This is a genomic window from Burkholderia sp. FL-7-2-10-S1-D7, assembly GCF_001524185.1.
Taxonomy (GTDB): Bacteria; Pseudomonadota; Gammaproteobacteria; order Burkholderiales; family Burkholderiaceae; genus Burkholderia; species Burkholderia diffusa.
This window is the reverse complement of the sequence record NZ_LOWY01000037.1, coordinates 37,632-55,646: the sequence shown is the minus strand read 5'-3', so window position 1 is coordinate 55,646 and position 18,015 is coordinate 37,632. Positions and strand designations below refer to the sequence as shown.

Annotated in this window: 15 protein-coding genes; 4 read left to right on the top strand and 11 right to left on the bottom strand. The window is 59.8% G+C overall.

Annotation, left to right across the window (positions count from 1 at the left end; genetic code table 11):
* The first annotated feature begins 248 nt into the window (after positions 1–248).
* The 3 genes from galU to WS75_RS16040 all read left to right on the top strand — a co-directional run bounded on the left by galU (position 249) and on the right by WS75_RS16040 (position 3,242).
* Positions 249–1,133 carry a UTP--glucose-1-phosphate uridylyltransferase GalU gene (galU, locus tag WS75_RS16050; protein ID WP_059681363.1) on the top strand — a complete coding sequence of 295 codons (885 nt, stop codon included), beginning with the start codon at positions 249–251 and terminating at the stop codon, positions 1,131–1,133.
* Positions 1,134–1,234: 101 nt separating this feature from the next.
* On the top strand, positions 1,235–1,813 hold the full coding sequence (locus WS75_RS16045; RefSeq protein WP_059681362.1) for a phosphatase PAP2 family protein: 579 nt from the start codon (positions 1,235–1,237) through the stop codon (positions 1,811–1,813).
* Positions 1,814–2,006: 193 nt separating this feature from the next.
* The gene (locus WS75_RS16040) at positions 2,007–3,242 is read left to right on the top strand and encodes a glycosyltransferase WbuB (RefSeq protein WP_059681361.1); all 1,236 of its coding nucleotides are present in this window, start codon (positions 2,007–2,009) and stop codon (positions 3,240–3,242) included.
* A gap of 93 nt (positions 3,243–3,335) precedes the next feature.
* Here the strand turns inward: WS75_RS16040 and WS75_RS16035 are convergent, their stop codons facing one another.
* Both WS75_RS16035 and WS75_RS16030 read right to left on the bottom strand, forming a co-directional pair.
* Positions 3,336–4,145: a glycosyltransferase family 2 protein gene (locus WS75_RS16035; protein ID WP_257129395.1), complete on the bottom strand. Its 810-nt coding sequence runs from the start codon at positions 4,143–4,145 to the stop codon at positions 3,336–3,338.
* Between the two features lie 17 nt (positions 4,146–4,162).
* On the bottom strand, positions 4,163–4,723 hold the full coding sequence (locus WS75_RS16030; RefSeq protein WP_059681359.1) for an acetyltransferase: 561 nt from the start codon (positions 4,721–4,723) through the stop codon (positions 4,163–4,165).
* A 262-nt stretch (positions 4,724–4,985) separates the two neighbouring features.
* On the opposite strand from WS75_RS16030, the gene WS75_RS16025 reads away from it, so the two are divergent.
* The gene (locus WS75_RS16025) at positions 4,986–6,161 is read left to right on the top strand and encodes a glycosyltransferase family 4 protein (protein ID WP_059681358.1); all 1,176 of its coding nucleotides are present in this window, start codon (positions 4,986–4,988) and stop codon (positions 6,159–6,161) included.
* 33 nt (positions 6,162–6,194) lie between these two features.
* On the opposite strand, the gene WS75_RS16020 is transcribed toward WS75_RS16025, so the two are convergent.
* From WS75_RS16020 to WS75_RS15980, 9 genes are all read right to left on the bottom strand, one after another.
* Positions 6,195–6,671: a hypothetical protein gene (locus tag WS75_RS16020; RefSeq protein WP_156429804.1), complete on the bottom strand. Its 477-nt coding sequence runs from the start codon at positions 6,669–6,671 to the stop codon at positions 6,195–6,197.
* A complete protein-coding gene (locus tag WS75_RS16015; protein ID WP_156429803.1) occupies positions 6,664–8,697 on the bottom strand; it encodes a hypothetical protein in 2,034 nt (677 codons plus the stop codon). The genes WS75_RS16020 and WS75_RS16015 overlap by 8 nt, the downstream gene beginning before the upstream one ends.
* Positions 8,698–8,785: 88 nt before the next feature.
* The gene (locus tag WS75_RS16010; RefSeq protein WP_156429802.1) at positions 8,786–10,147 is read right to left on the bottom strand and encodes an O-antigen polymerase; all 1,362 of its coding nucleotides are present in this window, start codon (positions 10,145–10,147) and stop codon (positions 8,786–8,788) included.
* Positions 10,148–10,171: 24 nt separating this feature from the next.
* Complete coding sequence (locus WS75_RS16005; protein ID WP_082729619.1) at positions 10,172–11,383, bottom strand: glycosyltransferase; 1,212 nt, start codon at positions 11,381–11,383, stop codon at positions 10,172–10,174.
* Positions 11,380–12,609: a polysaccharide pyruvyl transferase family protein gene (locus WS75_RS16000; RefSeq protein ID WP_179948919.1), complete on the bottom strand. Its 1,230-nt coding sequence runs from the start codon at positions 12,607–12,609 to the stop codon at positions 11,380–11,382. Before WS75_RS16000 ends, WS75_RS16005 begins: the two co-directional genes overlap by 4 nt.
* On the bottom strand, positions 12,606–13,754 hold the full coding sequence (locus tag WS75_RS15995) for a glycosyltransferase (RefSeq protein ID WP_059681352.1): 1,149 nt from the start codon (positions 13,752–13,754) through the stop codon (positions 12,606–12,608). Before WS75_RS15995 ends, WS75_RS16000 begins: the two co-directional genes overlap by 4 nt.
* Positions 13,729–15,039, bottom strand: a complete 1,311-nt coding sequence (locus tag WS75_RS34155) for a lipopolysaccharide biosynthesis protein (RefSeq protein ID WP_059681351.1) — start codon at positions 15,037–15,039, stop codon at positions 13,729–13,731. The genes WS75_RS15995 and WS75_RS34155 overlap by 26 nt, the downstream gene beginning before the upstream one ends.
* Positions 15,040–15,094: 55 nt before the next feature.
* The gene (locus WS75_RS15985) at positions 15,095–17,329 is read right to left on the bottom strand and encodes a polysaccharide biosynthesis tyrosine autokinase (RefSeq protein WP_059681350.1); all 2,235 of its coding nucleotides are present in this window, start codon (positions 17,327–17,329) and stop codon (positions 15,095–15,097) included.
* 87 nt (positions 17,330–17,416) lie between these two features.
* Complete coding sequence (locus tag WS75_RS15980; protein ID WP_059681376.1) at positions 17,417–17,890, bottom strand: low molecular weight protein-tyrosine-phosphatase; 474 nt, start codon at positions 17,888–17,890, stop codon at positions 17,417–17,419.
* Positions 17,891–18,015 lie beyond the last annotated feature (125 nt).

The window sequence follows — 18,015 nt, the reverse complement described above, 5'->3', positions numbered from 1 at the left end:
GCGCCGGCCACTTGCACACCATTTCAAAATAATTCTTGCGCAAATGCATGACCTCGCTATCACTCTGTCGGATTCACCCAAGATTCAGTCGCCGCTTTATTTCGGAACACACTAGGATTGCCTGAATCGCACGTGCGCGACGCATGCAATTGCGTCCTGTGCGACTTCGAATCTTTTGTTGCGCCCGGACACCGACATCGCATATCGACGTTGTCTGCTCTTCATTCCGAACCCATGGAATTACCACTATGTTGAAAGTGACGAAAGCCGTCTTTCCGGTCGCCGGCCTGGGCACGCGGTTCCTGCCGGCCACCAAGGCCAGTCCCAAGGAAATGCTGCCGGTCGTGGATAAACCATTGATCCAGTATGCGGTCGAGGAAGCAATCGAAGCGGGCATCACGGAGATGATTTTCGTGACCGGACGCAGCAAGCGCGCGATCGAGGATCATTTCGACAAGTCGTATGAGATCGAGGCCGAGCTCGAGGCTCGTGGCAAGGACAAGCTGCTCTCCCTCGTGCGCAGCATCAAGCCGAGCCATGTCGACTGCTTTTACGTGCGCCAGGCCGAAGCGCTCGGGCTGGGTCATGCCGTGCTGTGCGCGGAGAAACTCGTCGGCGACAATCCGTTCGCAGTGATCCTCGCAGACGACCTGCTCGATGGCCCGAAGCCGGTGTTACGCCAGATGATCGACGTCTTCGATCACTATCATGCGTCGGTCATCGGCGTCGAGGAGATCGCGCCTGAAGATTCGAAATCCTATGGCGTGATCGACGGCAAGCGTTGGGAAGAGGATCTCTTCAAGCTGTCCGGCATCGTCGAGAAGCCCGAACCGTCGGTTGCGCCGTCGAACTTCGGTGTCGTTGGCCGCTATGTGTTGAAACCGAAGATCTTCGAGCATCTCCGCGGGCTTAAACCCGGCGCGGGCGGCGAATTGCAACTGACCGACGCGATCCAGTCGCTGCTCACCGATGAGCAGGTGCTCGCGTACCGCTACGACGGCACACGCTTCGATTGCGGCAGCAAGCTCGGGTACCTGAAGGCGACGATCGAGTTCGCGCTGCGGCATCCGGAGGTCGCGGCGGACTTCGAGCGGTATCTGCTTGCGCGCCTCTCCGAGGCGATGGTCGCATGACATGAACGCGAGACGACGATCGGCCTCCATTACACTGCCGATGCGGTCGTTGCAGCGCATGCCGGCGCCCGCCCTGCCCGCACGAACAGGCGACGCCCGGCATGTGGACATCGGTTAGCCGCCTCGGCGACGCGGCACTGACCGTCCCGCTCGCTGCGGTTTGCAGCGCATGGCTCGCGACGTCGATGCATGGGTGGCGGATCGCCGTATCGTGGTTGATGCTGCTCGGCGGCGGCATGCTGGCGGTCGGCCTGACCAAGGTTCTGTACGCGGGCTGCGGCATCGAGATCCGTACGATCCATTTTCGCGTGATTAGTGGGCACACAATGCTCGCCGCATCGGTATGGCCGATGGCCTTCTTGCTCGCGCTGCACGATGGCTGGCATGTACGCGCCCATATCGCGTTGCTGCCCGGCTCGGCGCTCGCGGCGGCCGTCGCAACAGCCCGCGTGTTCGATCATGCGCACACCGTATCCGAGGTGGCCATCGGTTGGATCATCGGCATGCTCATAATGGTGACGCTGCTGCGCTGGAAAGCCGCACCCGTGCTGCTTCCCTGGCGCCGATCGCCCGCGGCCGCTTCGATGCTTGCTGTCTCGAGCATTGCCTACGGATACTGCTCACCGATCCAGGCCGCGATCGAGACTTACTCCCCGCTCCTGTGTACGGCATTTCGATGAGGTGCCGGCGCACCCGTGCGCCGACGTCGGGATCGCGAGGCTGTCGTCGCATCGGCCCGCCGCGTACGCGTTGCACCTGACGCACCCACGTGGCGGCGCGCGCCAACATTCTGTCGGACCGATTCGACGAGCAATCCGCACAATGCTGCTATTGCGCACCGCACCATTTCTCCCGAGATCACGCGTCAATTCGATGAAAATCCTTGTCTACGGAATCAACTATGCCCCCGAACTGACCGGCATCGGCAAGTACACGGCGGAAATGGCTGAAACGCTCGCCGCCAAAGGTCACTCGGTACGCGTAGTCTGTGCTCCACCGTATTACCCGGAATGGCGCGTAGCAAACGGATATCACTCGGCGCGGTATGCGACCGAGCACCGCAACGGCGTCAGGTTGTGGCGAGCACCGCTGTGGGTCCCGCGCCGTCCGCGCGGCGCCCTGCGCATCGTGCACCTCGCCAGCTTCGCGCTGACGAGCTTTCCGCTCATGCTGCGCCACGCTCTCTGGCGGCCGGACGCCATCATCTGCGTCGCGCCCAGCTTGCTGAATGCGCCCGGCGGATGGCTCGCGGCCAGGCTGAGCGGTGCACATGCGTGGCTTCACATTCAGGATTACGAAGTTGACGCGGCATTCAATCTCGGCATGCTCGACGGCTCGCTGTTGCGACGCGCGGCGCTGGCATTCGAACGGATGCTCATGAAGCGCTTCGATACCGTCTCGACGATCTCCTGGAAAATGGTCGAACGCGCGGTGGATAAGGGCATTCCACCCGCCAAGCTCGTACATTTCTCAAACTGGGCCGACACGCGCTCAATCTATCCGCTGGGGCGCCCAAGCGAACTGCGCGCCGCGCTCAGTATTTCCCTCGACGCGACGGTCGTACTTTATTCCGGCAACATGGGCTCGAAGCAGGGGCTCGACGTATTGGCGGATGCCGCACAAAGGCTTGCCTCACGCGACAACCTCGTATTCGTCTTCTGTGGCAACGGCCCGGTGCGTGACGACCTCATTGCACGCTGCAGCAAGCTGCGAAACTGCAGATTCATGAATCTGCAGCCCGCCAACCGACTGAACGAACTGCTGAATCTGGCGGACATACACGTGCTCCCCCAACGCGCCGACGCCGCGGACCTCGTCATGCCATCGAAGCTGACCGGCATGTTCGCGAGTGGCCGGGCAGTCATCGCGATGGCCAATGCGGGCACGGAGCTGCACGATGTTGTATCCCAGCGCGGGGTATTGGTTTCACCTGGCGACCCGGAAGCATTGGCGAGCGCCATCGATGCGCTCGCTGCCGATGCAAGGCGGCGGATGCATCTAGGGCGCGCTGGAAGGGATTTCGCAGAGGCCGTCCTGTCACGCGAAGCGGTATTGCACGAATTCGAGGCGAAATTGACCGCATTGCGTCGAACGTCGCCCGGTACCTGACCGCGTGGCCGGCGACGGCGGCTGCGCCCATGCCGCCACGATCGCCGGCCGCTCGCGATACCCCGGCTTCCGGCTCGCCACGCGGCAGCATGCTCAACGACGTCGGTCGGCCCGATGAAGCTCAACGGCTTTCACCGATATCAGATATTCATAGACGCATTGCAGGAACGTGTAATGCCATCCTGCGCGCCCGTCAAGAAACGACCGACGGACAGCCATCATGTAGAAAAACTTGAATAAGGGCCGACATGGCATTCTGTAGAACAGTGCTTTCTGATGAAATCGTCGAACATTGAAGTCACGGTCGAACAGCGCCTTGATGACCGAAAAATCGGCCTGCCGCCGGCGAAGCAACTCGCCGGCTTCCATCGACGAATAGACGTTGTGCTTGCCGATCCAGTGAGCCATCCCTTTCGAGAAGGGAAAGTGATCCAGCGGGCCGGCCAGTTCGTGAATGTCGCCGTCGACTATCAGAACCTCGTTGACCTCGCGTTCGTAATGCACACGCGACGGACGCACGAATCGAATAAAGTAGGGCGAGATTTGCGCATGCTTCAGCCATCGACCCAGGAAGTAGTCTCTACGGCGCATCCTCGCAGCACCAATTTCGTCGGGCGCATCGGAAACAAAGCGGCGGAGTTCATCCATCAGTTCCGGGGAGGGTCGCTCATCGGCATCCAGGATCAACAGCCATTCGTGCCTGAAGCCGAAATTCCGTAAAGCATGATTACGTTGCGCGGCAAAGCCGTCGAATTCTCGCGCCACGACATGCGCACCGAACGCGTTCGCGATTTGCACGGTGCTGTCTTCGCTTATCGAATCGAGGACCCAGATGTCGTCCACGCCATCGATGCTCTTCAGACATCCCGGCAGGTCCGCTTCCTCGTTCTTCGTCAGGATCAAGACCGAGAATCCGTATGTCATTCTGCCCCTCTGCGCACGCGCGAGTTGATTCGACGGGCAGGCATACCGGCATACACCGCCCACTGCTCTTCTAGTGGCCGCGACACGACGGCTCTCGCCCCCACCACGGCGCCCTCGGGTACGACCGCTCCCGGCGCAAGAAAAGCCTCAGCACAGACCCACGCGTGATCACCCACTGTAATAGGACGCGTCACGAGCTGGAAATTGCGGGAATGGATATCGTGCGAACCGGCACACAGGTGCGCGCCTTGGGAAATCACGACATAGCTCCCGATCTTGATATTGGCCATGTTGTAGAGAGTCACGCCATCCGCTATGCCGACATGCGAACCGATTTCCAACATCCACGGCGCCCAGATCCTGACGCGCGGATACACATGAACATGCGGGCCCAGTTTTGCGCCGAACGATCTGAGCAACAGCGATCGCCACCCATGCAGCGGCCTGGGACTGAACCTGAACAGCAAGACATAGGCCGCGCCCCAGACGGCGCGCCGCAGCCGATTCGAGAAGTTGAACGACGGCTCGGTGAAGGGATCATTACCGTCAATAATCATACGATCGAGAAATGAGCGAGAGGCGAATCCGCGCCGATGGGCGCGGGAACAAATCACGTCGGCGCTCTGTTGCCGCCAATAGCCACCGGTGCGAACATGCCGAGCTGTAAGTCTACCGCCACGCGTGCTCGTTCAAGTCGCATCATTCCGCCAAAATCTAGTTGTTCATGCACATTGTTCCCGGTCCTCGCAGGCTGCGAGGCTATCATCGACTCGATCGAATTACGTTTCGACGCGCTTCAATTTCCCCGAGAGCCGAATCATGAAGGTTAGCGTTGCAGTATGCGGCCGGTTTCACTTTCACAACTATATCGATCGACTCGACGAGCTCGGAATCCTGGACACGTTCTACTACTCTCACAGAGCGCGTACCTCCACGTTCTCACTGGCGCATGGCCGGGCAGTCAATATCTGGGCGAAGGAATATGCGGTTCGGGCTCACGCGAAGCTGTTGAAGGGCCGTCTGAGCGATCAGCTCTTCCCTGCATACCACGATCTGTGGCAATTCGGTGTGCAATTCAACTGGCGGCCGACACCGCTTCTGCATGTCATGGCACATGGCACTTCACGACAAATCGTCGCCAGGGCAAGGCGCGAAGGTTCGATCGTAGTCGGGGAAGTCGTCAACACGCATCCGCTCTATCGCGATCGGCTCCTGTCGGAAGAAGAGGACAGGCGCGGACTGCCACGCATGCGGCGGATCAATCGGCAACAAAGGCGGCTCATCGATGAAGTGAATCTTTACGACTACGTCCTGGCACCGTCGTCGATCGTGCGGGATTCATTCATTCAGTACGGTGTTCCCGCGAGCATCATCAAGGTGATTCCCTATGCGGCCAATGTGAAGCGATTTCGCCCGTTGGAACAGCGTGGCATGGATACAAGTCGCTTCGGTATCCTTTGCGTTGGACAGGTCAGCCTTCGCAAGGGGCAGCTCTATCTCCTGGAAGCTGTCAAGCGGCTCGGCGACAAGCGTGTCCATGTCACGTTGATCGGACAGATCGATCCGACGGTCGAGCCGCTGCTCGCTCCGTACCGCCACCTTTTCACACACATTCCTCGCGTAGACAACGCGCAGCTCAACGACTACTACAACGCGGCAGATCTTTTCGTCCTGCCGTCTCTTGAAGAGGGGCTCGCCGTCGTTTTATGTGAGGCGCTCGCGACTGGCCTGCCGATTGTGGCGACGAGGGAATCCGGCGCCGCCGAAATCATCGAGCATGATCGCAGCGGCACGATCGTCTCCTCCGGATCCGTCGAACAACTGGCCGATGCCATCGGCGAGATGATCGGCTCGCCCGACAAGCGCGTGGAATTCTCCCGGCACGCGCGCGTCGCGGCAGCCGGTACGCACAACTGGACCCAGTATGTCGACAAGTTGCAGCAGGTCTATGCCAACTGCCTCCAGCCGGTGCGCAACGTGCGTTCAGGCATGTGACGGCTGCGCCCGGTACGCAGTGACGGGTTGATGCTATCGGCTGATTCTCGATGCGGCGCCGGGAATCCCGACCGATAAACCCTGCACACCCGGAAGCATGCCGGCGACCGACTTCCCCATTCCGGCACGCCGCCCGGAGCGCAGGCTCGATACGGAACCGGCGCCCAGTCCCGAGTACATGCTGCCGCGAGCGTACCCCATCTGCTCCAGGTCATCTGCGTACGGATTCTTCGCGACGGCGGCCGCCGTCGCGAATGTCCGCAATTCGCTCGCATCCGATACGGATTGCCGATAACTTCCCGAGTTTCCTTTCAACGTGTCTCCAGCCGGATCGCCATAGATCACGCTTGCCTGTGCCGCGGCAACGCTGGACCTCGACTGCCCGTGACACCCGGGCAATGCACAGGTTGCAAGCGACGTTGTCGGCACCATTGCCGCCGCCGCGATCGACACGGCGCACAGAAGCAGCATCGTTTTTCGCCCGTTGAACATCCCGTTTGCCTCATTCATTGCGACTCACCTCATCGGTCAGCAGAATTTTTATCTTGACGTGCGTCGACAAAGCCGAACGACCGGCATTGCATACGACTCTCAATCGCACGATTCGGACGTTCGGCAAAACAGCCAGTTGGTCGCGCGACGTCCCCAGCACGTAATGCTCACCGATTGTCCGTATACCCGGCGCCGACATGTCGACGACACCTCGCCACACCGGGCGGCCCGTGTAATCCAGTCCCGTCAGCATGAGCGTTGCGCTGGATTCGCTTCCAGCGGTCGCATGCGCGTCGCCAATCTCTACGGCCAACTCGCGCGCTCGCCGATGGATCGTAAGATCGAATGGCCGTTGACGAGCGCTTCCGCCGAAGTCAAATCCGACATCGATGGCGTCATCGTCGTGGTGAGCGTCGCGAATGCGCGCGTCGTCGACATTCAATTGAACGGCAACATCGAACGACGCCTCCGAGATACTTCGTGGACTCGAAAATCGGGCTTCCATATCGGATTGCGCCCCGACGATTGCCGGATCGACGATTGTCAAACGCTTGCAGATGTTGGCCATCAATACCTGACTGACACGCGCCGTTACCGCAGAGTCTCGCGCCTTGACACCGATTGCCGTGCGGCCGCTCTCGAGCCATATTCCCGTCACATCGAATTGCGGTTGACCGCTTTCGTTTCGAAGCACGGAGCCGATCGTCAATCCACGTGGCACCGGGTCGTTGATTCCGGAGAAATCGGTATACAAGACGCCGGATCTCATTCCGGTCACCTTGACCCTGACGACGCCGCCTCCCGTTGTCAGCGGCATGAGGGTGCCCTGGGCGGGAACCAGCCTGGGTCGATTGAACACGACCGACTCCATCGGTGTGGAGAAACTCAGCGTCACGAACGCGCTCGCTGCCCGTCTCGCTCCAACGAACGTGACGTCATTGAACTCGACGTTGCGGCAGCTGACGATCGGAATGGGTTCTTCTATCGTCGAATCGTTCACGACGATCTGGTTAACCGCCGGACCGTTCGAAAAGAAGCCGATCCGGCAGCGGTTGTATTCGATCCTGTCAACGAGCTTGTCGTTCTCAACGAAGCGGATGTACGAGTCATTGACGACGATGGCTCCACTGGCGGACGGATAGAAATAACCATTGACCCGGACGCGATTGCATACGATCAGGTCTGAAGAGAATGCGTACAGGCTGCCGTCGAGGGAACTGACATCGGCGTCGCGACGATCGCGTGACGACAGGAATTCCAGATCGTCGAGCACGATGCGCGTGGCGACGCGAAACCCAGCCCTATCCAGGCTCAGGATGCGCGCGGCGCCCGTCGCACCTGCTGCGCGATCCGTCTCGTCGCCATTCTGCACGATATCGGCCCAACGCGCGTCGTAGGCGTTCCGGAGCGGCACGGCGAGTTCGACGGAGTCGACACCGACTTTCGCGACTATGTTCCGCTCGAAATATCGAATCGACGGCGGGTAGCCTTGTGAGTCCTGGTTGAAGCCGTAGACCAAGACCGGCATGCCCGCCCGATACTTCGACACGGCATCGGCGCTCGCCAGCCGAACGTGCGATGTGCCGGCAGCCACCGATCCGATACAGTCGCCGTTGACGAACTCGCCGAATCCGGGTATCGAACCGGCGTGATCAAGGAAGTAGTCCTGGTTGATAATGAGCGGTACGCGTTCAGTCGTCGATTGCGACGTCCCGACGTTGCACAATTGCGTGCCTCTTCCACCTCGTACGTGCACATCCGCGACACCTTGCAGCCACCTTCCGGTCAGGATATTCAGCTTACCGTCCGGCAAGATGAGATCGAATGCGGTGTCTGCGCCCCGCATTCTCTCTCGAATCCTCAGTAGTCCGCTTGAGTTCTGTTCAGCGGATGCATCTGCTGATACTCCGTATGCCGCGGCATCGATCACTTCACGGGCCGATGGCCCTGGGCGCCGCTCGAATGCACCGGCGTCGCCTAGAACCGCTTCCGTACCCGCGGCGGATGCAATCAGCTTCAGGAACGCACGCCTCGATTGCTTCACGATGTCGACTCCAGTATCTGATTCGTGGCCATGCCTGGAAATGCTCGCGGGCGCGACGTTTTGCGCGGTTCATGCCGATGGATTCGCGTCATGCCACCGAACCGACCGTGCGTGGACGGACCGTGCCTGCGTTGGCTGCCGGCGCTTGAATTCGCGCCATTCTGATCTTGCCCGCGGTCACCAGAATATAGACGGCAACGAACGAGAATCCGAAGAAATACGCCATCGGCACGCCACCATCGCGAAACAGCGTCGAGATATAGCCATTGAAAATCCAGTACGACGCGAATAGTTTCGGACTCGCCGTATAAGTGACACGGTGATGAAACCGGTACAGGAACAGTCCAACCAGGAACATTCCGCCGACCAGTGACGGGAATCCGAATATCGAGTACAGGTCGGCATGCAACGACCATGTCAGCGCAAAGAAATTCCCATATTTCAGGAGATTGATCCGTTGCGTTGTCGTCGGCTTGTCAGGCCAGATCGCGCGAGGAATCGGCCATACGAGCAGCCGCAGGTACTGCGTGCCCCAGTTGAACCCCGTTCTTTCCGGTACCAACTCGTAAATTGCCGACGACACGTCGAACTCCTGGAAGTCGCTCGTTCCGGCGCCAACCGCTCTCGACTTCTGATATCGATCCACGATCTCCGAAATGCTCGTGTCGCCGGTCAAAATTTTTCGCGCCGCGAGGCGATCCGACCCAACGACGTCGAATACGAGGATCAGACAAACGCCGATAATGATCGTCTTCATCGCGAAGCTGCGGCGACCACGCCGCATCAACCCGATGGTCAATGCGCTCAGCACGACGATGACGAAAGACAGGCGCTGTGCGCCAACCAGTATGCGCAACAGCACGAACGCGCCGATCCCTGCAACCATCGGCGGCGTCACGCCATAAGCGAGGATCAGGATCAGCAGTGCTGCCGGAATGAATTCCGCAAATGCCATCAGATAGCCCGACACGCCCACTAGCCGTTGCCCGCCATTCGAATCGACCTGCACTTCGAACGATTGGACCGAATCGATACCGGCCGTCCCGTACGCGACATGCGTCGAATACAAGCCGAGCGCAACGAGAACGATCAAAGCCATGAAAAAACGTACCTTGTCGGTGATGACGAGGCGGGTCGGCGGAATCATGAGCTGTCGAAGATTGCGCGGTTCCACAAGTGCCGGCAGGATGACCGCGGCGAGAAGCGCACAATTGATATTGAGGCACGTCAGCCAGAGCGTTCCGTCCGATGGGGTCAACCCGATGGTGTTCCACAGCAGGGATTTTCCGATCAGATAAATATTGATCGGGCGTATGACATATCCCAGGAAGTGATAGATCAGGTACAGGAAAATCGGATGATAAATGGGCATGCGCATCGCCATGACGAACGCGAAGCACATGCCCCAGCACAATAGATTGATTACCGCGATATAGCCTATGATTTCCATGTCATCTCTTCGCCGGTCGGATATTCACTCGATGACGCAACGCGGCTTCTCGCGAAGCCCCATCAGCCAGCCATAAACGTCGGCCATCTGTGTGGCAACGACATTCCATGTGAAATGACTTTCGACCAGTGCTCTCCCGCCATTGCCCATTGCCACGAGCCGCGCATCGTCGGTGGCATACAGTTCGTCAAGGAAAGCCCGCAGTCCCTCGACTGAATTGAGAATCTCGAATGCGGCGTGTCGGGAAAATCCGATCGACAGATTGCATTCGCGCGTCAGCGCGACCGGCTTTCGGAACGACCATGCTTCGAGTGGCACCATCGGCAACCCCTCGCTGAATGACGGCAGGATCACGCAATCGCAAGCCGCGTAGGTTTTTTCCTTGTCCTGGCCGAATTGCGGGCCGATGAAATGGACACCGTCGCCGCTCACGCCCTCGCTGACCATACCGCGCAATTTACCGATATAGGAAAGATCCCCCCAGCCACCGACGATCAGATTCCAACTCGCATTGATCGAATTCGCCACGACGCGATCCTTCCAGGCCGTCAGCAGGTTCTCCAGGCCCTTCTTTGGATGCAACCGTCCGAAGTAGAGCAGCAGTTTCCTGGATGCCAGTTCACCGGTCCACCAGGACGGTAATCCGGGGCTGTCCAGCTCCGGAATCGCCACACCGTTATGCACGACGGCAATCGGTTGTTTCAGACCCACGGCCCGGATCGCATCCGCCTCTTCGCGATTGAGTGCATGAAAGCAGGCAGCGCGATTCAAATGGCTACGTTCATAGGCGGCGAGCGCAACCCATTTCTTCAGTTTCGAACGATTCAGGATCCATTGATCGAGCATGCCGTGCGGCGAGATGACGTAGGGCTTGCGTCGATGCCGATGCCACGCGACGACATCCGCCGACGGGTGCATCCAGATTCCGTGCGTGTGGACGATGTGGGCATCGGATGCCAGCAGCGAACTACGCAAGGCCGGGGAGTAACCGAGCATCGCGGGGCCAACCGCGTCGCAAGTCGTCACCTGCGTCCCGCGCCATTGCGGAAGATCGCTATTGGTGTTCGCATCGTTCAGTGCGAATACGCGCGGTACGAACCCGTTCGACGGAAGCGCGAGTGCAAGACCACGTACCGCGTCGAACAGGCCGCCACCGGTTCTGGACGCGGACGCCGTTACGAATCCGACCTGATAGCCCGGAGCCTGCTCATGATGGAGGTCGACAGTCCGAGTCACGCGGCCTCCCGCAGGAGATCCGCAAACCGCGGATACAGGCGACGATAGCGCTCGACCGCACGGTCGATCTCCTCCTGCCCCTGGGACGGCGCCCGATAGTCGGCGATCATCGTCCTCGCGACCTCATTCACATTGAACCCATCGATGTCGTGAACGCGGGCGCTCAGGCCCAGGTCCGTCATGATGCCGCTCGTTTTGGGCAGGTAGGAGAGCGCCACGAGCGGCCGCCCTGCCAACAGGCCGAAGATGCATGAATGAAAGCGGCTACCCAGAAATACCGAGGCACCGGCGATGATGCTCCTGACGTCCGCCACGGGTCGATCCTTCTGATCCAGGATGACAAATCCTGGACACCGTTCAGCGATCTGGCGGCCCACCGGCAGATCGGCCGCGACCTGGTTGACGATGACGATCCGGACGCCCAGCGTGTCGTGCAGGACATTCAGCAGCTCACACAAGTTCCGCACATATCGTTCCTTGGCCTGCGCCTGGTCGGCGGCAAGCGGAAACGCCCATTCGATCACCGAGACAGCAATGTAAGGCTCGTCTGGCTCGATTCCGAGTTCCGCTTTCATCGATGCGGTCGCGGCCGGTGTCGCTGCATGCCAAAAAGCAAGATCGCCCGTTCTGGCCACCCGCGCTGCCGGCAATGCGAGCGTCTCGACGACAAAATGGTACGACTCGCTTTCCCGCACGCAGATGAGGGATGCTTTCGCGAGCACCTTTGCAGCAAACCACCGGCCGCGCCTGGAGCGGATCGGACCGACGCTCTGCGGCGCCAGAACCACGGTGGCGCCGAATTTCGAAGCCGCCCAGATCTGGATCAGATTGGCGTAGTACGACGGATTGGAGTCCTCAAGATAGCCGCCCGGACAACTGACGACGACGTCGGCTTTCCAGAGCGCATCGATGGCACGTCGTTGCTCGACCGGAATCAGCCAGCCGAGCAGCCACGGTCGTCCCAACGACACATAGCAGATCGTGATGCCCTGGCGAACGACATTGCACAGACGGCGGCGCCACACATGCTTCGATACGCAGTTCCCGAGCCGTTCGTGCCACGTCACCCGCGGCAGATGGGCGCGTTGCGTCGACGGCTGGTATGCGATACCGCTGAGAGATGCGTTCGGATAGGCTTCGAGGATTTCGTCGATACACACCTCGATGAGCGCCGCATCGCCTTTGTTCACCGCGCCAAAGACATTGGCCACAACGACATGATTCACTTGCATTTCGAGAACCCGTTCGCGAAGTTCAACACATTTTCGGAAAACCGCTGCAAATTCCAGTCATCGAGATTCCACGGAAAGTTGCGCCTGAGCGCGGACAGCTTCTGGTCGTCAAGCAGTGTCGCGACGCCGCGGTCAATGTCTGCATCCGTTCCATCCGTGACGAACCCGTTCTCGCCGTGTCGGACCAGTTCGTGTGCAGCCCCGCAGCCGTCGCTGCACAATACGGGCGTCCCACACGCGAGCGCCTCGTTCAGACACAGGCCCCACTGGTCATAGTCACTCAACAGCATCAAGAAATTGGCAAGCGACAGGAAAACCGGCATGTCCTGATTGGGAACCAGCCCTTTGAACACGACGTCGCGCGCGATTCCGAGGCGCTCGCAGCGCGCGCGCAGCGAAGCCTCGAGTTCACCGGCGCCTATGATTAGCAGCGAAACACCGATCGTCCTTGCCCGCGAACGCGCGTACGCGTCGATGACTTTGTCGACACGCTTGCGAGCCACCAGACGCGACACGCAAACGATGTACTTTTCCGGCAATCCCATCTGCATGCGAAGCTCGTCGGGCCGGACGCGGGCCGCGGCTGCGGCTTTCGTGAACCGGCTGTTGTCGACCACGTCGTAGCCGACGTGGATGCGCTCCGCCGGGATGCCAAGGAACTGGAAGTACTGACGCTGCCGACGCCCTGCCACTATCGCGCCGTCATACAGGCACGCAAGCCGGGCCTTGAGGAGCTCGCGGCCCGGCCGGCGCACACCGTCGTCGAACTTGCTGTCGGCGCAAAACACGATTTTTGTTCCGCGCGTCAACCACCGGTAGATCAGCCCGACGATCGAATATGGAAAGTTGTATCCGATGGTCACGATCATGTCCGGCTTCTCACGAACGATTTCCCTGAACAGGCACGCGAGGAATGTCGGCCGCGTGTACCGCGCGCGTTCCTTCGTCACGTACCGCCAGCCGCTTTGCGGCGCATCGCATCCGGGGCGCTGTGCGTCTCGATGCAGGTAATCCGTCGATTTGCGATTCATCACCAGCACGCGAAAGTCGACGTTTTCCTGCACGAGACGGCGTTCCGCATCGTTCAAGCGCGCGGTATGGTAATCGCCGATGCTACCGATCAAGAACAGAACCTTCATATTCCTTCTCGCGATACTCTTGAAATACCTCGTATTCGCCGAAGAGAACCAGGAATACGTCGAGCCCCAGCAGACAGATCGCGACGGATACGAGTCCCCCATGGCGCACGGCGAACAGCCCGGCGACGATCGCAATGCTGGCAGCGAGCAAATAGGCGAACGCAAAGCGGATATGGCGATTGATCGCAATCACGAAGATGGAAGCCGATTGCCACAGTGAATTCGCGACCATCGACAGCAACAGGATGTCGAACAGCGTCGAATCGAAAACGACGTGCTTGCCCGTCCAGGCTGCATAAAACCGCTCTCCGTACGCGCTCATTGCGATACCGACCGAACCCGCGACAGCCATCGTGACGATCGTCAGTCTGCGCTTGATACGTATGACGTCGCCCTTTCTGCCGACGGCGGCAAGCTTCGACACTTCCGACCAGACCGAGTTTGACAACAGGTTCATCATTTGCACGGCTACTCGCGTAAGCGTTCGCATCGTGGAAAACGCCGCCACCTGCGCCGGACCGAGTGCCGTCCCGATCACCCAAAGGATCCCCTGGAAATTCAGTCCGTTGCTGAGCGGGAATCCGAGGAAAGCCAGGGATGGAACCAGCGATTTCCTGAGCCACGCCCAGTCGATCGTCAATGGAAGCAGCGTAGCCCAAGGGCAATATCGCTTCTTCACGATCTGCTGCGCGGCGAAACCGGCAATGCGCGCGACGAGCATGCCGGTGGCGACCGCAATCGGTGTCTTGAATATCACTAGCGCGACCAACCCGAATGCCAGCGCGACAAAGCGCGTCACGTTCAGAATACCGACGGACAGTGCATAGCAATTGGCACTTCGCAACGCGGCTGTCTGGGGGCCATACATCACGCTCAGGCATACGTCTCCAATCAAAATCAGCGCCACGAACCTAACCTCGTCCCCCGACATATACCGGAACACGTGGCCACCCGCGCCCAGGATCCACCACGCCGCTCCCGAGACGATCAGCACGGCAAGCACGAACATCGCGACCGTGGCAGCGAGCGTCCGGTAAATCAGCTGAAGTCGTTCGTGATCTCCGACTGCCGCCAACTGGTCCATCTCATTCGCCGCTACAGTCGACAGGCCCAGGTCGCTCAACGCGAGGTAGGTGGGAATAGTCGAGATGAGAATCCATTCCCCGTATTTCGCCGCGCCCCACACCGACAGAAACAAGGGAACCGATACGATCTGAGCGAAAACACTCACGGCCTGTCCGAGGCCGTGAGCGAGAAATGCCTTGATGATGCGCTGTGCCAACATGGTGGGTTCGAATCGATAGCCGGGCAAGGCGCGTCGTCCAGGCCCGGTCTTGAAATCATTGCCGCGGTGCGTATTCGTACTGGTACGCGTACTTGTATTTCCCGTATGCATACCCCCCGGTGTTCAGAGGGAGATCGTTAAAGATCACGCCTTTCAGCGTCCCGCCCCCCTGGCGCAACTGCTTGATTGCCATTTCCACTTCTCGCGGCGGATTCGCGCCGAAGCGCAACACCAGCAGCGTCACACCCGCATAGCGGCCGACGATGGCTGGGTCCGTGACGGCCAGAACCGGCGGGGTATCGACAATGACGTTGTCGTATCGGGACGACAGCTGATTCAACACCTTCTCGAAGTTGGGATGCAGCAGCAGCTCGGCCGCATTCGGCGGCAGTTCACCGGTAGGCATGAAGTCAAGTCCGTTCACGAGCGTATCGCGCTGAATGAATTCGCCGACATCTCCACCTGATCTGATCAACTCCGTCAATCCGCGCCCTCGCGCCGCACCGACGTAACGGTGCAGGTATCCGCGACGGAGATCGCCGTCGATCAGCAATACTCTCTTTCCCGTACTCGCCATCAGTGCGGCGAGGTTGATGGCAATGAACGACTTGCCCACGCCCGGCGCGGGGCCGGTCAGCATAAGAATGTTGTTTTTGGCGTCGAATTGAGCGAACTGCAGTGCAGTGCGCAAGCTGCGGATGGCTTCGACGGCGAGGTCGGTCGGTGCGGCCTTGGCCAGCAACGGCGTATCGCTGCCGCCCGATCTCTCGACTCGTCCGAACGTCGACTGTCGCTCACTATGCGGAATCGTCGCATAGACCGGAATCCCGAACTTGTCTTCCACTTCTGCCGGATCCTCGATGCCGCTGCGCAACGCCTTGAACGCGAAGGCGGTGACCAGCCCGAGGAATATGCCGAGCGTCGTGGCCACGAGGATGATCAGGCCGGGACGCGGCCATACCGGCACTGTAATCAACTCCGCGCCGTCAAGCAGACGGACGTTGCCGGTCTTGCCCGCCTTCAGCACCCTCAATTGCTCAACGTTGTTGAGCAGCGTGGTATAGATTTCCTGGGCAACCATTGCGTCACGAGCGAGGCCGACGGTATCCTGCTCATTGGCCGGAATCGCTTTCAGTCGCTGGTTGAATCCGGCGATCCGAGCGTTGACGGTATCGAGCTGTCGATTGACCGCGTCGACGTCCGGATGCTGCCGAGTGAAACGTTGAAGCAACTGGTCACGTTGAAGCACGAGCTGGCTCTTCTGAACCTCCGCCTGCACGATCTGATTCAGCAAGCTCTGCGCCTCGACGGGCAGATCGACGATGGTATTTTTCGTCCTGTAATTGTTGTATTTCGTTTCCGCCTTCGTCAGATTGTCCTTCAACCCCGGCAACTGGCGGTCGAGGAACCGAATCATGTTGTCGGCTTCCTCGGACTTTCTGTCGACGTTCTGTTTGACATACCGCCGCGCAATCTCGTTTAGCACCGCCTGGGTCTTGTGCGGATCGTCGCTGCGCCAGACCGTGCTGATGATGCCAGAATCTTTCCCTTGCTCCGAGATGTTGAGAGACTTCTGAAGTCGCGTGATGACATCGAGACGCTTCGAGTGAACGAGCTGAAATCGCGTCCCCGGCCGGCCGACGAGGCGCTCGACTTTAACCGTGACCACGCCGCCCGGGACCGACGCACGGCACACGTTGCCGACGTCGCAATGATCAGCCACCGCCTCGTCGTCGGGAGAACGTAGGCCGTACTGGCCGTTCGGCAGCGCGGTCACCGTCCAGATGCGACCGTTGTACTGCGACGGCACCTCCATCTGCGTGACTTCGATTGCCTCGTTCCCCCATGCGAAGGAAGGCAGGTTCAGGCGAGGCGCTCCATCGACGGGCACCGGCAACCGTGACGCGAGGAAACGGCCAAACAGCGGGAAATAGGTCGGCTTCGCGTCGATATCCAGATGCACTGCATCCACGGTGGGACCGAGGATCATGCGTGACCTCAGAATCTCGATCTCCGTCGTAGCAGCCGTCTTCAGTTCGAACATGCTTGCCAGATCGCCCAGAGCCGACCCGATGGAATTGCCGTTCTCTTCGACCTGCACCACGATGTTCGACTCGTAGGTAGGTTTCGTGATCAACGCATACACGGCGCCCAGCAACGCTGCACCGAGCGCGAACGCGAGAATTACGTTCCTATATTCCAGCAGCGCGGCCAGGTGCTCGCCGAGACTCGGGCTTTCCTCGGCTGGGGAACTGCGTTGCTTGGACAGGAATTCATCTGCTTCTTGCATGGGCTTGGTTCAATTGGTTGAGTTGCTGAAACGTGTCCGAATCGGGGCCTTTCATCCCTTCACCGGCCTTGCCGGGATGCCAGCCGCTCACCGCGTCTGCAGTGCATCCGGTTCCGTGACGCGCCGGCCTGTAGTCGCAATCCTTTCCGACCACGCGCTCACGCCTTGTTCGATCGAGTCGAGGGCCGTCTCGAACGCCTCCCGACCGCGCCTGAACGGATCTTGAATATCGGCATCGCCGAATTCCCCCAGGCGAAACACCCGCCCTCTCGACAGGGGATTCAACCTTTCGACATAGCGCTTCTGCTCCATGTCCATAACGAGCAATAGATCGGCGTGCATGCAATGCGAGCGCAGCAGTTGCCGTGCACGATGACCTTCGATGTCGAGGCCTCTCGCCCTCATCAATTCCCTGGCGACTGGGTCCGCCTGCTCCCCGACCAGCGCGCCCACACCCGCGGATTGCACGATGCAATCCGGAAGCTCGCTCGCCAGCATGGCCTCGGCCATCGGGCTGCGACATATATTTCCGATACAGACAACCAAAATGGATCGAATCATCGATATTTCCCGGTATCGTCCTGAGTTACGCCGGACGCCCACTGCGACACGTCAGACACATCACGATGGAAATGCTCCGAGGCAACCGGAGGCGCATGACGGCACGCGACCTTGGCCATCCCGGC

Coding starts and splice junctions, on each gene's coding strand:
- galU (WP_059681363.1), top strand. CDS start 249: ATGTTGAAAGTGACGAAAGCCGTCTTTCCGGTCGCCGGCCTGGGCACG.
- WS75_RS16045 (WP_059681362.1), top strand. CDS start 1,235: ATGTGGACATCGGTTAGCCGCCTCGGCGACGCGGCACTGACCGTCCCG.
- WS75_RS16040 (WP_059681361.1), top strand. CDS start 2,007: ATGAAAATCCTTGTCTACGGAATCAACTATGCCCCCGAACTGACCGGC.
- WS75_RS16030 (WP_059681359.1), bottom strand. CDS start 4,723: ATGATTATTGACGGTAATGATCCCTTCACCGAGCCGTCGTTCAACTTC.
- WS75_RS16025 (WP_059681358.1), top strand. CDS start 4,986: ATGAAGGTTAGCGTTGCAGTATGCGGCCGGTTTCACTTTCACAACTAT.
- WS75_RS16020 (WP_156429804.1), bottom strand. CDS start 6,671: ATGAATGAGGCAAACGGGATGTTCAACGGGCGAAAAACGATGCTGCTT.
- WS75_RS16010 (WP_156429802.1), bottom strand. CDS start 10,147: ATGGAAATCATAGGCTATATCGCGGTAATCAATCTATTGTGCTGGGGC.
- WS75_RS15995 (WP_059681352.1), bottom strand. CDS start 13,754: ATGAAGGTTCTGTTCTTGATCGGTAGCATCGGCGATTACCATACCGCG.
- WS75_RS34155 (WP_059681351.1), bottom strand. CDS start 15,039: ATGTTGGCACAGCGCATCATCAAGGCATTTCTCGCTCACGGCCTCGGA.
- WS75_RS15985 (WP_059681350.1), bottom strand. CDS start 17,329: ATGCAAGAAGCAGATGAATTCCTGTCCAAGCAACGCAGTTCCCCAGCC.
- WS75_RS15980 (WP_059681376.1), bottom strand. CDS start 17,890: ATGATTCGATCCATTTTGGTTGTCTGTATCGGAAATATATGTCGCAGC.